This window comes from Chroococcus sp. FPU101 (assembly GCF_017312365.1).
In the GTDB taxonomy this organism is placed as follows: domain Bacteria; phylum Cyanobacteriota; class Cyanobacteriia; order Cyanobacteriales; family Microcystaceae; genus Chroococcus.
In genome coordinates, this window is record NZ_BLJI01000029.1 from 18,430 (window position 1) to 32,972 (window position 14,543).

At 38.0% G+C, this 14,543-nt stretch carries 18 protein-coding genes and 1 pseudogene; 10 read left to right on the plus strand and 9 right to left on the minus strand.

The annotated features are described in order from the left end of the window. Nucleotides 1-89: 89 nt before the first annotated feature. From CFPU101_RS19225 to CFPU101_RS19240, 4 genes are all read right to left on the minus strand, one after another. Nucleotides 90-227, minus strand: coding sequence for a hypothetical protein (locus CFPU101_RS19225; protein WP_307730462.1), 138 nt, complete (start codon nt 225-227; stop codon nt 90-92). Between the two features lie 280 nt (nt 228-507). Then, nucleotides 508-1,314, minus strand: a complete 807-nt coding sequence (locus tag CFPU101_RS25690) for a PEP-CTERM sorting domain-containing protein (RefSeq protein ID WP_242578101.1) — start codon at nt 1,312-1,314, stop codon at nt 508-510. Between the two features lie 397 nt (nt 1,315-1,711). Next, the gene (gene msrB / locus CFPU101_RS19235) at nt 1,712-2,128 is read right to left on the minus strand and encodes a peptide-methionine (R)-S-oxide reductase MsrB (protein WP_206816987.1); all 417 of its coding nucleotides are present in this window, start codon (nt 2,126-2,128) and stop codon (nt 1,712-1,714) included. 88 nt (nt 2,129-2,216) lie between these two features. Continuing rightward, nucleotides 2,217-2,510 carry a YggT family protein gene (locus tag CFPU101_RS19240; RefSeq protein WP_206816948.1) on the minus strand — a complete coding sequence of 98 codons (294 nt, stop codon included), beginning with the start codon at nt 2,508-2,510 and terminating at the stop codon, nt 2,217-2,219. Between the two features lie 63 nt (nt 2,511-2,573). On the opposite strand from CFPU101_RS19240, the gene CFPU101_RS19245 reads away from it, so the two are divergent. Genes CFPU101_RS19245 through CFPU101_RS19255 form a run of 3 tightly spaced genes read left to right on the plus strand, consistent with a single transcriptional unit; the run spans nt 2,574 to nt 4,830 of the window. Continuing rightward, nucleotides 2,574-3,614 carry a metallophosphoesterase gene (locus tag CFPU101_RS19245; protein WP_206816949.1) on the plus strand — a complete coding sequence of 347 codons (1,041 nt, stop codon included), beginning with the start codon at nt 2,574-2,576 and terminating at the stop codon, nt 3,612-3,614. 4 nt (nt 3,615-3,618) lie between these two features. Further along, a complete protein-coding gene (locus CFPU101_RS19250; RefSeq protein WP_206816950.1) occupies nt 3,619-4,512 on the plus strand; it encodes a ParA family protein in 894 nt (297 codons plus the stop codon). Nucleotides 4,513-4,518: 6 nt separating this feature from the next. Continuing rightward, a complete protein-coding gene (locus CFPU101_RS19255; protein WP_206816951.1) occupies nt 4,519-4,830 on the plus strand; it encodes a TIGR03792 family protein in 312 nt (103 codons plus the stop codon). Here the strand turns inward: CFPU101_RS19255 and CFPU101_RS19260 are convergent. After that, complete coding sequence (locus tag CFPU101_RS19260) at nt 4,827-6,314, minus strand: hypothetical protein (RefSeq protein ID WP_206816952.1); 1,488 nt, start codon at nt 6,312-6,314, stop codon at nt 4,827-4,829. The two genes, CFPU101_RS19255 and CFPU101_RS19260, sit on opposite strands and share 4 nt — an antisense overlap. Nucleotides 6,315-6,557: 243 nt before the next feature. Here CFPU101_RS19260 and CFPU101_RS19265 point away from each other — a divergent pair, with 243 nt between their 5' ends. The 3 genes from CFPU101_RS19265 (at nt 6,558) to CFPU101_RS19275 (ending at nt 9,586) form a co-directional block, all read left to right on the plus strand. After that, complete coding sequence (locus CFPU101_RS19265; protein WP_206816988.1) at nt 6,558-7,109, plus strand: phycobiliprotein lyase; 552 nt, start codon at nt 6,558-6,560, stop codon at nt 7,107-7,109. A gap of 193 nt (nt 7,110-7,302) precedes the next feature. Continuing rightward, nucleotides 7,303-9,219, plus strand: a complete 1,917-nt coding sequence (gene dnaK / locus CFPU101_RS19270) for a molecular chaperone DnaK (RefSeq protein WP_206816953.1) — start codon at nt 7,303-7,305, stop codon at nt 9,217-9,219. A gap of 202 nt (nt 9,220-9,421) precedes the next feature. Next, complete coding sequence (locus tag CFPU101_RS19275; RefSeq protein WP_206816954.1) at nt 9,422-9,586, plus strand: hypothetical protein; 165 nt, start codon at nt 9,422-9,424, stop codon at nt 9,584-9,586. A gap of 14 nt (nt 9,587-9,600) precedes the next feature. Here the strand turns inward: CFPU101_RS19275 and CFPU101_RS19280 are convergent, their stop codons facing one another. Next, entirely contained in the window at nt 9,601-9,834 is a 234-nt protein-coding gene (locus CFPU101_RS19280; RefSeq protein ID WP_242578103.1) for a hypothetical protein, read from the minus strand. Between the two features lie 82 nt (nt 9,835-9,916). Between CFPU101_RS19280 and fmt the strand changes: the two genes are divergently transcribed. Continuing rightward, nucleotides 9,917-10,897 carry a methionyl-tRNA formyltransferase gene (fmt, locus tag CFPU101_RS19285; protein ID WP_206816955.1) on the plus strand — a complete coding sequence of 327 codons (981 nt, stop codon included), beginning with the start codon at nt 9,917-9,919 and terminating at the stop codon, nt 10,895-10,897. Here the strand turns inward: fmt and CFPU101_RS19290 are convergent. Together CFPU101_RS19290 and CFPU101_RS19295 are read right to left on the minus strand one after the other, a co-directional pair. After that, entirely contained in the window at nt 10,890-11,249 is a 360-nt protein-coding gene (locus tag CFPU101_RS19290) for a DUF6464 family protein (protein ID WP_206816956.1), read from the minus strand. The genes fmt and CFPU101_RS19290 overlap by 8 nt on opposite strands. 180 nt (nt 11,250-11,429) lie before the next feature. After that, on the minus strand, nt 11,430-12,215 hold the full coding sequence (locus CFPU101_RS19295; RefSeq protein ID WP_206816957.1) for a PEP-CTERM sorting domain-containing protein: 786 nt from the start codon (nt 12,213-12,215) through the stop codon (nt 11,430-11,432). A 255-nt stretch (nt 12,216-12,470) separates the two neighbouring features. Between CFPU101_RS19295 and CFPU101_RS19300 the strand changes: the two genes are divergently transcribed. From CFPU101_RS19300 to rpsR, 3 genes are all read left to right on the plus strand, one after another. After that, nucleotides 12,471-13,019: an RDD family protein gene (locus CFPU101_RS19300; protein ID WP_206816958.1), complete on the plus strand. Its 549-nt coding sequence runs from the start codon at nt 12,471-12,473 to the stop codon at nt 13,017-13,019. A 166-nt stretch (nt 13,020-13,185) separates the two neighbouring features. Further along, nucleotides 13,186-13,380, plus strand: coding sequence for a 50S ribosomal protein L33 (gene rpmG / locus CFPU101_RS19305; RefSeq protein WP_206816959.1), 195 nt, complete (start codon nt 13,186-13,188; stop codon nt 13,378-13,380). A 22-nt stretch (nt 13,381-13,402) separates the two neighbouring features. After that, nucleotides 13,403-13,618: a 30S ribosomal protein S18 gene (gene rpsR, locus CFPU101_RS19310; RefSeq protein ID WP_106454840.1), complete on the plus strand. Its 216-nt coding sequence runs from the start codon at nt 13,403-13,405 to the stop codon at nt 13,616-13,618. Nucleotides 13,619-13,658: 40 nt separating this feature from the next. Here rpsR and CFPU101_RS26345 read toward each other — a convergent pair. Further along, nucleotides 13,659-14,464: pseudogene (locus CFPU101_RS26345) on the minus strand (aminotransferase class IV). Nucleotides 14,465-14,543 lie beyond the last annotated feature (79 nt).

Here is a 14,543-nt window from a genome sequence, read left to right on the forward strand (position 1 = left end):
AGGATAGACCAACTACTATTATGTCTTCAAAAGCAGTTAATGGCTTCAGTAATTTTTGCAACTATCAAGATGTAGAGAGTTGATCTGTGTTATTCTGTTTCGTCTTCTGGTAAATCGCCTAATCCTATGATTGCCTTTAGTATGACTTCCATCTTACCTTGCAAGCGATTAAATTGATGTTCCATGTGATCTAGACGAGCTTCAATACGATCAAATCTAGCATCCATATGCTTTTCTAAAACACTAAATGCTTCGCTAATTCGGCCGTCTGGTTCTACATCTAATTTAAGGGTTTTAATGCGCTCAACTGCATTAGCTAATTGTCTTCTAAGTTAATTAATACTTTTGTTCTGCTTGGTCATCTGGATTGGGGATAAAACCCGATACCTTCTTTAAGTACCATCATAGCTATATGCGCTCAATTTCTTCTCTTTTTGAATTAAAAATAAAATCGATAAAAAACCCTCAAGTTAACTCACTGAGGGCATTTTACTTTTATTACAATTTTTAGTTCCGTTTGCGTTTTAATGCAGAACCAGCACCTAAAGCACCAACAGCAAGAAGTCCTAGCATTGAAGCGGGTTCAGGAGTACCAGGAGGAGGAGGTACAACTTGGTCAAGGTCTCCAACGGTAAAGTCATCAAAAGCGAAGATATCACCTTGTCCCGTTGTTGTGAGGAAGGAGACGCTTGTAAATGTTTGAGAACTATTCTCGGCAACTATACCATAGAACAGAACAGAGCCGTCTGTACTGCCATTGCTACCACCTGTATTGGGTACGGTAACGGTTTGGGTTGTTCCGTTGGTAAGCTCTAACTGAAGCTGACCGCCAAAATCGCCGATATCAACTCCATAAAAGCCAAATGCAGCCACAGGTGAATCGAATGTCACTTCAAAATTATTAGAACTACCCGCATCTACTTCAAAAAAGTTAGTACCAGAAGTGGCATAGCGACCCGCTCCGTTCGTTTGACCAACAGGAACAGAGTCTATAGTTCCACCACCACCAGAAAGAGTAGCTGTAATATTACCTGTAGAGCCAGGAAAAGTTAGATTTAACGGTGTGCCAGTTCCCGCACTAAATCCCTCAAAATCTTCGGTTCCTACTCCCTGTAGGTTAGAAAGAAAGTCAGCTTCAGCATCAGAAGCATTAGGAAAAGAGGCTAGAGGAACATTAGGATCACCATTGATATCTTCGCCGAAATAGATTAGATAAGCTTGGGCGGGAACAACGCTGGAAATTACACCAACGCCAGCAGCCGTAGCGGTTAGCGAGAGAGAAAGTAGTTTTTTGGTAAACAAGGAAATGGTCATACTATTCAGATAAAAAAATTACGATGCTAAAGACATATCGAACAAAAACACACAAGTATGAGGTCAATAGTGATCTGTAATACATTACTGAGCTATTGACTATTTCTGATGTTTTTTCGATGATTTTTAGCTTTAATTATTACAAAACTATCTTGTACTCTATTTATGAAATTGTCAAGTAGCGAAAAGAAAGTTTATATAATTTTGATAAAAAATAATTTTGAAATAATGATTTATTAAAGAAGACTGCAATTAGAGAGAAATATTAAAAAGCTTAAACAAAATTTGTTGACCTCCATAAATTTACTGATAGATCTAAAGATAAACTTCCCAAAAAAAGGTGACAAACCTACGTCGTCACCCTTATTTTCTTATTCACAAAATCTACGTCAAGCAATTACGATTCGGTTTTCGGCTCAAATTTCATTGCTACACCATTCATACAATAACGTTTACCTGTGGGTGCAGGGCCATCGTTAAAGACGTGTCCTAAATGTCCCCCGCAACGATGACAATGAACTTCGGTGCGAGTCATAAATAAAGTACGATCAACTGATGTCCCAATTGCGTCCTCAATGGGTTGATAAAAGCTGGGCCAGCCTGTCCCACTGTTGTACTTTGTTTTTGAGGTAAACAGGGGCAAACCGCAGCCAGCACAGGTAAAAACCCCTTCTGCATAGATTTTATCGAGGGAGCTAGTACCTGCTCTTTCGGTGCCATGTTTCCGCAAGACGTTAAATTGTTCGGGGGTTAGTGTTTCGCGCCATTCCTGTTCAGTTTTATTGACTTCAAATTGTTCTTTTGAGGTTGTCATAGCGTTTGTCTGTCCTAGTAAATAATTGGAAAACCAGCCTGTACCAATGATGACGGTACCCATCTCTAAAAATCTGCGTCTGTTCATTTTAATGAATCCTAGTCGCCATTGTTAAAATGCCTTGTTGACCTACTAAAAGTTCTCTAAGTAGGGTGCAAATTCCAATCCAAATAATCGGCGAAATATCGACACCTCCAATGGGTGAAACGATTTTACGAACGGGAATTAAAAGGGGTTCAGTCGGTTTGGCAATGATGTTAAAGGGAAAACGGTTGAGATCGATTTGAGGATACCAAGTTAAAACGATCCGAAAGATAAAAAATAACGTCATTACACTTAAAATGATTCCCAGTCCCCAAGATGCGATCGTCACAATTTCCATAAGCTTAATCTTCCTTCACATTCTTCTTATATTCTATCAAATCCCTTCTCTTGTCTTTTTGCCATGATTTATAGCCGTCGCCATTTGTTGATTTTAACGGGGAGTCTCTGCGGGTTGGGTCTTGCTACTCTAGCGCGTCGCGTCAATTCCCAAACTGGTCTTCAAGCACCCCCTAAAGGTGATGTCCGAATTGTTGTGATTAGTGATCTTAATAGTCAGTATGGTTCAACAACTTATGAAAGTGAAGTGACAAATGCGATCGCACTAATTCCCACACTCAAACCCAATCTCGTTCTATGTGGGGGTGATATGATTGCAGGACAGAAAAAAACCTTGACAAAAAATCAAATTAATGATATGTGGACAGCGTTTGATCATCACATTGCTGCACCTTTAAGAAAAGCAAAGATTCCGTTTGGCTTTACGATTGGTAATCATGACGGTTCGGGTAGCATATCACAAGGACAATATATCTTTCAAGCCGAACGAGAGTTAGCGACTGCCTACTGGAAAAACCCGACACATCAACCTAGACTGAATTTTATTGATCGTTCTGGCTTTCCTTTTTACTATACTTTTACCCAAAATCAGATTTTTTATTTAGTTTGGGATGCTTCCTCGAATATTATTTCAGCACAACAACTTGCCTGGGTGAAAAAAAGCTTAGGGAGTAGAATCGCACAACAAGCTAAAATGCGAATAGCGATCGGACATCTTCCCCTATATGGAATCAGCATCGGACGCGATAAAGTGGGAGAATTTTTAGATAATGCTGAACAATTGCGTTCACTATTAGAACAATATCAGGTGCATACCTATATTAGTGGTCATGCTCACGCTTATTATCCTGGAAAACGCGGTCAATTAGAATTATTGCACGCGGGAGCCTTGGGAAGTGGGGCTAGAAAACTCTTAAATAGTAATTTACCACCGACCAAAACCTTAACCGTAGTTGATATTGATTTTGGGACAGAAAAAACGATTTATACCACGTATAATATGAAAACTTTGGAGATCATCAATATTCAAAGCTTACCGCGTTTTATTATGGCTCCAAATGGTAAAGTATTCCGTCGTGATCTTCAAGCTAAACAATTAGGTTAGTTGTATGGGAATAATTATTAGCACTGTGAATATGAAGGGAGGGGTCGGAAAAACGACTCTAACAGTTAATTTAGCGACTTGTTTGGCTAAATATCACAGGAAACGGGTGTTAGTTTTAGATTTAGATGCTCAAATTAGTGCTACTCTATCATTAATGTCGCCTCATGACTTTGCTAAGATTCGTCGTCGTAAACGAACTTTAAGTTATCTACTAGAGTCAATTATTAAACCAAATCCTCACCAAAAGTTGACGATTGAAGATATTATTTATCCTGATGTATGTGAGATTGAAGCTTTAGATATTTTGCCTGGAGACATTGAGCTTTATGATGAGTATCTTGTTTCAGAAATGCTACATAAACAAGCGAATTTATCAGAGAGTGCGGAATTTGAAAAGGTCTGGAATAATTTAGAACGGGATTTAATCTCTAAAATTATTGCACCCGTTATCGATGATTATGACTATATTATTATGGATTGTGCGCCAGGATATAATTTACTAACTCGTAGTGGCATTGCAGCAAGTCAATTTTATCTGATTCCTGCACGCCCAGAACCTTTATCTGTTGTGGGAATGCAACTTTTAGAAAGACGAATTATTAAACTAAAAGCGAGTCATCAACATCAAACGGGAATTAATCCGACATTATTGGGTATTGTTTTTATTCTATCAGGTGGCGGATTACTCAGTCGTTATTATAATCAAGTCATGCGAAGAGTACAACAAGATTTTAAACCGCAACAGTTATTTGAAAATTCGATTCCAATGGATGTTAATGTGGCTAAAGCAGTTGATATGTTTATGCCTGTTGCTATCGCTTTACCGAATTCTAGTGGTGCAAAAGCGTTTATTAAACTGACTGAAGAATTTTTGACTAAAGTACAAGCAATAGGATGAATGACGATGGTTATTGAATGGCTCAAGTTTACAATCGATGCGAAAAATAGAGAAAAGTTTTTACAAAAAGATGCCGAAATATGGACAGAAACTCTGAGTCAATATTCTGGTTATCTGGGTAAGGAAATTTGGATTAATCCGAATCATGAATCAGAACTGATTTTTATTATTCGCTGGAGAACACGGGAAGACTGGAAAACAATACCCCAATCTGTTTTAGAAGAAACTGAACAAAAATTTGCCGAAGCTTTGGAGGGAATATTTTATAAAATGATTGAATCTAGTGAATATCAAGTACGGAAATTTCCTAGTCATTAATCAATCTGATAAATATAAAAAAGTGGCGTTTCTTTATATAAATGATAAGGATAAGTAAATTTAGGCTCGATTTCAGAAATAGGTTTATTGTTAATTAAACGGTAAGTTCGAGGATGTGAAAGATATTTTTGATAGATTAGATAGTTAGTTGGATAACATTCACCTATAAATTGTATTTTTTTTTGTGTGATATATCGATCTATATATTCATATATTCGCAGATTACGATAATAATTTATTGCGTCACAAACTGTTGCTTGATTGGGTATTTCTCGAACAATTTGTACTAAATCGGTTGTATTTTGTACTCGTGGCATTCCCACCCGTGCAGTTATGTAGTTATAGTGAAATTTTAGATTAATTAAAATACAAAATGTAATAGAAAAAGCTAGAAAAATAATAATTAATTTCTCTGAACGGCTAGAAAAATTTAGATAAGCTAAACACCAGATTGTTAGAAAAATTGGTACTAAATAAATTAATAATCTATAAAATAAAGGATTATAGGTATTTTGCATATTGACTGATGAATAAGCATATAGAAAAACAAGACTAATCATCAGCCACAAATAATAAATTGTTTGATTACCGCGATATTTTAAAATGCCAAATAGCAAAATAACTCCCATAAATAATATAGAAATCAGCTTAGTTAGCCGAGAGGTACCAATAAAATAACCATCCTTTCCAATATCAAAATACCCCCGTATAACTGCTATTAATCTTTGAAAAAAACTCATCGAATATTTTGGTTCCTCACCAGTTTTAAACACTAAGGCTAAAATTTCTTTGCTATTTAACCAATTTCGCTCAATTTCTCCAAACCAGTAAGGAGTTAAAGCAATAAGAACTGTCAATATTGCTAAACAAGGTAAGATAAACTTTTGAGGATTTTTGCGATTTTTATATAGATAGATAAAAATGCTAATCATAAAAATGACTGGCATCACAAACAAAGGAGCAAATTGTAAATTGATTAAACTAACAAAACAAAATCCGTATGCTAACCAGAATAAACATTCTTTAATCGAGGATAACTTGTCTTCTAAGATATAGGTAAAAAGAAGAATAAAAGCGAGGAGAAAAAAGACGACTGAACCTGGATTCCCAGCTAAACTATTTCCAGTATTCATTACAATATTTTGAAACAGTAAACTGTACCATAAACCTGCAAGAGTAGCCAGAAAAAATCTTTTATTACTTTCAACTTTCTCGAGAGATTGATAGATAGTGAACATTAAGAGGGGAATTGAAAAAAATGTCGTAATTCCATTAAAAATCGCTTGTGAAGATAAATCTGAACTAATGGCAGTAAACGGAAAAACAAAATAAAAATAAAGAGGAGGTAAATAAGCTGATCGCCAAGAAGAAATAGGGCCTAATGTGGGTAAATTTCCTTTCCACATTTCCATCGTCGTAATTGCATCTCTAATTTGATCTCCACAAAATTCAGTAAAATTTAAAATAGCAAAAATTCTGCACATAGCTCCAAAGCACAAAGCTATTATTATTAATAAAATGCCAATTTTCCTTAGTGATATAACTTTCAAATGCTCATAAACTGGTTTTAGCATAGTACATTTGTATAAATAAAAAACTTAAATTTGGGCTTAATCCTATGCCATGACAATTATATTGTCAACTCATAAATGGAAAAAGATAAGACAAGATAGGAAAAAAAGCCAAATAATCCTATAATTCTTATGAACATCCTATCAACCAAACTGATGAATACATCGACATTTCTAGAATTCTTTAATTGTTGCGTTGGCAGTTGGAAAACAGAGCGAACCTATCATTATCTAGCGTACTCTGAAGTAGAACGCTCTCGAACTGAATTTACAGTTGAGCCTCTGACAACGGAGATCAAAAATAAAGTACTCAGTGATAATCAATATGACGCTGTAGATAATTTAGCAGAAATCCCCGGCTTTAATCTCGGTTTTTATACCATTTCTGAGAAAGGGGAAGAAGTCTCACAAAACCTTAATCTTTTATTTGTTCCCAAAACCGAAAATAATCTAATTCTAGAAGGAGACTATCTAAGAGATCGTGCTTATGAAGAAGCAAGACCAATTATTTCTCATTTTCAGTTTAATTCACAAACTAGAGAACTCTTGATGACAACGAATTATACTCGAACAGTATCAGTCGATTCAATTACCCTTGTTAATCCAGATTTACGAATTCGTCGCATCATTAATTATCAACAACCCTCAGCAGGAGAACCATTAAAAGATGTCGTTCTCGTTGGTTTTGGCGTTGAACAAAAAGTTTAGAGTTAAAAAAAGACTTAATACTGCACTAACCCGTCATTATAGGTTCGGGAAACTACACTATCGCATATATACTGATTCCCGTCACTATAGAGATACATCGCTGAACTGAAAGCTTAGTTGGTGTTGCCGCTAGACTCCCTGACAGTTCAGATAAACAAGATAGTATAGTTACACTGGAGCAGCACTAAAGAATATGGGAAAAGTTGTTGGAATAGATTTAGGTACGACGAACTCTTGCGTAGCAGTAATGGAGGGAGGTAAACCAACCGTTATCGCTAATGCAGAAGGGTTTAGAACTACGCCGTCTGTCGTTGCCTATGCGAAAAATGGCGATCGCCTGGTGGGACAAATTGCCAAGCGTCAGTCTGTCATGAACCCGCAAAACACCTTTTACTCAGTCAAACGTTTTATTGGTCGTAAATTTAACGAAGTCACCAACGAAGCAACTGAAGTTTCCTACAAAGTATTACAAGATAGTAATGGAAACGTCAAGTTAGATTGTCCTGCGGCTGGAAAACAGTTTGCACCCGAAGAAATTTCCGCACAAGTTCTGCGTAAATTAGTAGAAGATGCTAGTAAATACCTAGGTGAAACGGTTACACAAGCAGTTATTACCGTTCCCGCTTACTTTAATGACTCCCAACGTCAAGCTACGAAAGACGCGGGTAAAATTGCAGGTATTGAAGTCTTGCGGATCATTAACGAACCAACTGCCGCTTCTCTAGCCTACGGTTTAGATAAGAAAAGCAATGAAACCATTCTCGTTTTTGACTTGGGTGGTGGTACCTTTGACGTATCGATCCTAGAAGTCGGTGATGGTGTATTTGAAGTTCTTGCTACTTCTGGAGATACTCACCTTGGTGGGGATGACTTCGATAAAAAAATCGTAGACTACCTCGCTGGTGAATTTGAAAAAACAGAAGGCATTGATCTACGCAAAGACAAGCAAGCCTTACAACGTCTGACCGAAGCCGCAGAAAAAGCCAAAATTGAGCTTTCTAGCGTGACCCAGACTGAAATTAACCTTCCTTTTATCACCGCGACTCAAGACGGGCCAAAACACCTCGATACTACGCTAACTCGTGCTAAATTTGAGGAACTTTGCTCAGATCTAATCGATCGTTGTCGCATTCCAGTCGAAAATGCCGTTAAAGATGCCAAAGTTAGCAAAGAGCAAATTGATGAGGTCGTTTTAGTCGGTGGTTCTACCCGTATTCCTGCGGTTCAAGAAGTCGTTAGAAAAGTACTCGGTAAAGACCCCAACCAAGGCGTTAACCCGGATGAAGTCGTAGCAGTAGGTGCCGCTATTCAAGGTGGTGTTCTTGCTGGTGAAGTTAAAGACATCCTACTCCTTGATGTGACTCCCCTCTCCTTTGGGGTTGAAACTCTCGGTGGTGTTATGACGCGCATTATTACTCGCAATACCACCATTCCGACGAAAAAATCTGAGGTCTTCTCGACTGCGGTTGATGGACAAACCAATGTAGAAATTCATGTTCTACAAGGGGAACGAGAAATGTCCAAAGACAATAAGAGTCTCGGTAACTTCCGTCTAGATGGTATTCCTCCTGCACCTCGTGGTGTTCCTCAAATTGAAGTGACTTTTGATATTGACGCTAACGGTATTCTCAACGTTACGGCAAAAGACAAAGGAACTGGCAAAGAACAGTCGATCAGTATTACTGGTGCTTCTACTCTACCTAAAGACGAAGTAGAACGCATGGTTAGAGAAGCTGAAAGTAATGCGGGTACTGATAAAGAGCGTCGTGAGAAAATTGACCGTAAGAACCAAGCTGACTCACTTGTGTATCAAGCGGAAAAACAACTCAAAGACTTTGGTGACAAGGTATCCTCTGCTGACAAACTTAAAGCAGAAGGGCTACTCACTGAGCTTAAAGAAGCGATCGCACAAGATGACGACAACCGCATCAAAACCCTAACCACTGAGTTACAACAAACCCTCTATAGCATTGGTACGAGTATGTATCAGCAAGCGGGTACAACCACTGAACCTACAGGTACTGATGATGGTACTACAGGTGGTGGTAATGCTAATACTTCAAGTAGCGGTGATGATGTCATCGATGCCGAATTCTCTGAAACCAAATAAGTCATTATTTAATTAGGATTTAAAAGGAGTGGGTTAAATACCTGCTCCTTTTTGCTACTACAGGATTGCATCACCTATATTTTATGGTAAACGGTATAGTTTCCTTTTATGGATTGCATAATTGTATAAATTGGATTGTAAATTGTATGCCTACTGGCAAATATGCTCTTATCTTCCACTTGTAAATTAAGGAGCTTTTAAAATGCCTAGAGTTTTAATGAAAAACGGCGAATTTAGAGAAATCCCAGATGAAGAGATGTTATCTTTTTTATCTGAGAATCGAGATCAGATTCAAGATCGCTACTTACCTCGTAAACGCCGTCCTCTTAGAGCCGAACTTTCAGAAAATACTACCAGTACAAAATAACATCAGCAGTGTCATCAGACTGGATAAATTCCTTGTTCGCATTGTTCTAACGTTTGAGAATATTCAATAGTACGTCTTCTAAACAGCTTGTACTGTGTTTTGGGATCGTCAGTAGGATTTTCTCTATATTCTTCTTCTACACCTAGTTTGACGTAAACATATAGTTGTTTGTATTTTCCATAAATGCACTCATTAGATTTAGCCGCATCAAATTCTAGTTCATCCAAAGCTTGGACTCTTTTAATCATAAATCTTTTATTTTCGGAAATATTTTTATAAAGCTCTATATATTGTAAGGTTTTACATAAATATCTATAGAACCACTTCTTAATGAAAATCGTTTTCTTTGGTACCCCGTTGTTTGCTGTTCCCACCCTAGAAGTCTTACTTCGTTCTCCTGAATTTGAAGTTGTTGCAGTCGTCACCCAACCCGATAAAAGGAGAGGCAGGGGTAGTCAATTGATTCCCTCCCCTATTAAAAAATTAGCCACAGAGCATCAATTACCTATCTGGCAACCCAAACGAGTCAAAAAATCCGCAGAAACACTTTCTAGCCTCAAAAAAAGCCAAGCAGATGTTTTTGTGGTGGTGGCTTATGGACAAATTTTATCACCTGAAATTTTAGCGATGCCTCGCTTAGGATGTATTAATGTTCACGCTTCCCTGTTACCTAAATATCGCGGTGCTGCACCGATTCAATGGAGTATTAGAAAGGGGGAAACTGAAACGGGAGTCACAACAATGCTGATGGATGAGGGGATGGATACGGGAGCAATGTTATTAACGGCACGAACTCCCATTGGACTGTTAGATAACGCTGAACAAATTGCCACACGTCTGAGTCAACAAGGTGCTATTTTACTGATTGAAACCCTTTCACAACTAAAACTTGGGGAAATCAAAGCAACTCCCCAAAATTCAGCCCTTACAACCTACGCTCCTTTAATTCAAAAAGAAGATTTAAGAATTGACTGGACACAATCGGCGGTAGCAATTCATGATCAAGTTAGAGGTTTTTATCCAGACTGTTTTACGACTTTTCGGAACCAAACTCTAAAAATTACTGCTACTGTTCCTTTAGCTGAACCTTACTGGAGTGAACTTTCTTTAGACTTACCAGAAATACCGAGTTATACAAAAGGTGAAATGGGACAAGTTGTAGGAATTCTCAAAAATTTTGGCCCTGTCGTGCAGACAGGTGAAGGTTTACTGGTTTTACAACAAGTACAATTAGCAGGGAAACGACCCCAGTCAGGCAAAGATTTTATTAATGGAGTGCGTCTTAGTTTGAGCGTGGATCTATTTAGTTAACTATCATTTCATATGAACGACAACCATCGCAAGGGCCATCGGGATTGACTGCACAGCGTAAAATCTCAGAACGAGCATTAAAGCAACAATTCGCATCACCAACTACCCAACGCCCGTCAATTAAGCTTTGTTCGTCTAATGATTTAGCTGCTTGGACATAAAGAGAAATTTTTTGTAAACAATAGCCACCAACCTTGTATTGATAGTGGTGGTGGCGTTCTAGTACTGCGTAGTATTTGCCCTCTAGGTCTAAATAGTTGCCAGGTTGGGGCATCCAGTCTAATTGTATTTTGCCGAGGCTCTGACGGGGATGAGTCAGAATAACCTCTGTTGGTAATGAGTCTGGCTTCATAACACCTTCATGTATTCTAGGTTACTTCTAAAAGCATAGTAACGTACTAACCCTCACCTCATGGCTAGTTGTTTATATTTTCTCTAGAATCAGTCAATTTACCTAAAAACACCAAAGCAACCTAGCAATAAAAGTAAGTAACATCGGTAACCGCTAGGTAGCCTTTTTCTTAGATTTAAACTATTCTGCTTTGGCTTTACGCTTGAGAGAAAAAGCACCAGTTCCTAATACAGTCAAAAGACCTATTATTGCACTGGGTTCGGGAACTTCATATGAACCAATTTGATTAATCGCTAAGTCATAACCACGATCGCCAGTGATCACTAATTTAACATAGTTAACCATACTCAGATCAACCAGTCCACCCGCTAGAATGTCTTCAAAGCTAAAGACAGCAGCACCTTCGGCAAAGCCATCAGTATCAACGCTTTTTGATACGGTTGACATATTCAACCCGTCTGAAATCATCAGTTGAAAGTTAAAGGCAATTCCATCAGTGGTATAGTCAATTTTAATCCCTTTTTCGTTATTCGCTCCAGTGAGCCTATTAAAGTTTCCTTGACCCATCGCTGCGATATCGTTGTACTCCAGCATGGTCATCGAGGATGTCCGAACTCTATTGTCAATATTTAACTCTCCATCAAAATTTCCGCTTCCAGTAAACACTCCAATGGTTGATTTGGGCGGAGCATCAAGAGGACTTGTTTGGGTAATACTAGAGGTTATGGTACGACTTCCACCAATCACCTCGTTTTTATCTAGCCCTGTAAAGATGCTAGTCTGAGTTTGCCCCGCCGTGTTTAGAAGGATGGGATTAGCTCCACTGTTGCTCGGTGGAAAGCCTGGGGGTGAACTGCTAGGAACATCAAAGCTATCAATCAGAAAGGTTCCTGCCATAGCTTGAGAGGTACCCATTGCTAGGCTACTCGCTGCTAGACCGATTATTAGTAAGTGTTTGGTTTTCATCTCTTTTATTATGAACCTTGGGTTTGACGTTAGTATAATGGATTTGCTTGTTAACTAAATCGGGAATGTTTTATGATTTGATTTTATTGTTACTATAGCTATTAGATTTAAAATTGTCTAGTCTTAATAAAAAATTTTTTAGTAATCTTCCGAATCAATCATCAAAAGATTGTAAAGTCTACCGAATGTGACCATTAGAGTCACACTTACTTAGTATCACAAATCACATTCTAACCAGAGTTTTTAACATCCATCATGTATCGCTCAGAATATTCTGAAGAACCACAACCCAAAAGACTTCCTAAAGTTCCTATTGATCGCCGTGCTTATGCCTTTCTCATCGATTTTGTCACTGTTTGGCTAGTGAGTTCCTTTGTGGGGACAGCTTGGGCGTTGCAGTTTTTTGTGTTTATCGTAGTATGGTTTGTCTTAAGAGTGATTATTGTCGAAAAAAATAAAGGACAAAGTTTAGGGCGTTGGGCATTAGATATGAAGGTCATTGATTTACGCCTTAAGAGAATTCCTGGATTGACAGAATTAGCGATCCGTGAAGGGATTGTGGGTTTAAGCGCGGCTTTAACAATGATTGGTCTTAATTATACGTTTCCTAACCCTTTATCAATGATTCTGCTGTCTTCTTTCCTTCTGGCTGATTGTGGAATGGCTTTAGGTGATGAACAATCTAGTCAAGCTTTTCACGATCGGATCGGTAAAACGGTGATTATACCGAGTAAACGGGGGTTTTCTCTCGATTTAAGACTTAAACAACTCTGGCGCGAAGTTAAATATAAATTGCGTAAGTGAATTTATTGTCAGTAATCTATGTCTTAAGTAGGATATTTTAAAAGTTAATCAGTCACTACATGAATCAAGCTTATTCAAAAGATTATGTCTTGCAAAAATATGCTCCACCATGCCATAATGATAAATTGCGTGTCAATCTAGATTAAAAACTATTACCCGTTGAGATATGGCCAGTAAAAAAGGCGTTCGCCTAATTATTACTCTAGAATGCACCGAATGCCGCTCTAATAACAACAAGCGGACACCTGGTGTTTCTCGTTATACCACGACCAAAAACCGTCGTAATACAACAGCACGACTAGAACTTAAAAAATTCTGCCCTAACTGTAACAGACATACCGTACACAAAGAAATTAAATAAAAATCGTACCTCAAAATTAATTATGAGTTATTACCGTAAGCGTCTTTCGCCCATTCCTCCGACTCAACCCATTGACTACAAAGATGTAGATTTATTGCGGAAGTTTATCACCGAACGCGGAAAAATTTTACCACGCCGCATTACTGGATTGACTGCCAAGCAACAACGAGCTTTGACTGAATCAGTTAAACGCGCTCGTATTGTAGCATTACTTCCTTTTGTTAATAAAGAAGCCTAAAACAGTTATCAGTTATCAGTCATCAAATTTCGTTTACTGATTACTGATTACTGTTTACTGAATAGTAGCTTCGTAGCTGTTCTAAAACCGAATGAGATGGTGAATACAATCGTTTAGCTCCTTTGTCCCAAACTTGAGCAAAAGGAACAATTTCCATTACACTATTACTGTAAGCGACGACTTCTAAATCTTGGATAAAACTAGATGTCCATGAGTTTTCCTGAACTAAGAGCTTTTGTAAATTAAGCCAATTGAGCAAATTAGCTCGAGCAATTCCAGGTAACAGCCCTTCTTTAAGATCTGGAGTATACCAACAGCCTTTTTTCCAACCCCAAAGATTTCCCGTTCCAGTTTCGAGCCAAGATCCCTCATGATCTACCAGTATCGCCTCTTTTGCGCCAAAATGCTGCGCTCGATTAGTCGCTAACCACGCACCTAAATAATTAGCAGTTTTATGAGAACTTAGAGAGCGTTCAAATAAGGGATCTTGTGCCACCCAAGCGATAATTCCTTTTTGCTGTCGTCGGGATAAATCATTGGGTAATGTACGTCCAATGATCCATTCTGTACCATTGGGAAAAATAGCGATCCGAATGACGGGATAGTGAGATATAACGTTTCGACTTCAGTCTGAATTTGATTCCAAGAAGGCGACGGCCAGCCAAAAACCTGTAAACTATGACGTAAGCGATCGCAATGATCCTGCCAATGGGTTAAAGGATGTTCTAATGTTTGTCCATAGATGCGTAGGGTTGTAAATACCATGGCCCCATACAGTAAACTGGGATGATCGATACTCAAAGTAAGTTCATCTTTTTCAATTAGCTGACCATCATACCAAAACATAATTTTTTCTCAGCAAGAATTTAGGAAGCTATCATCTAAAAGTTAATTTAATTCGCCACAATAATAAATATCAGTTCTC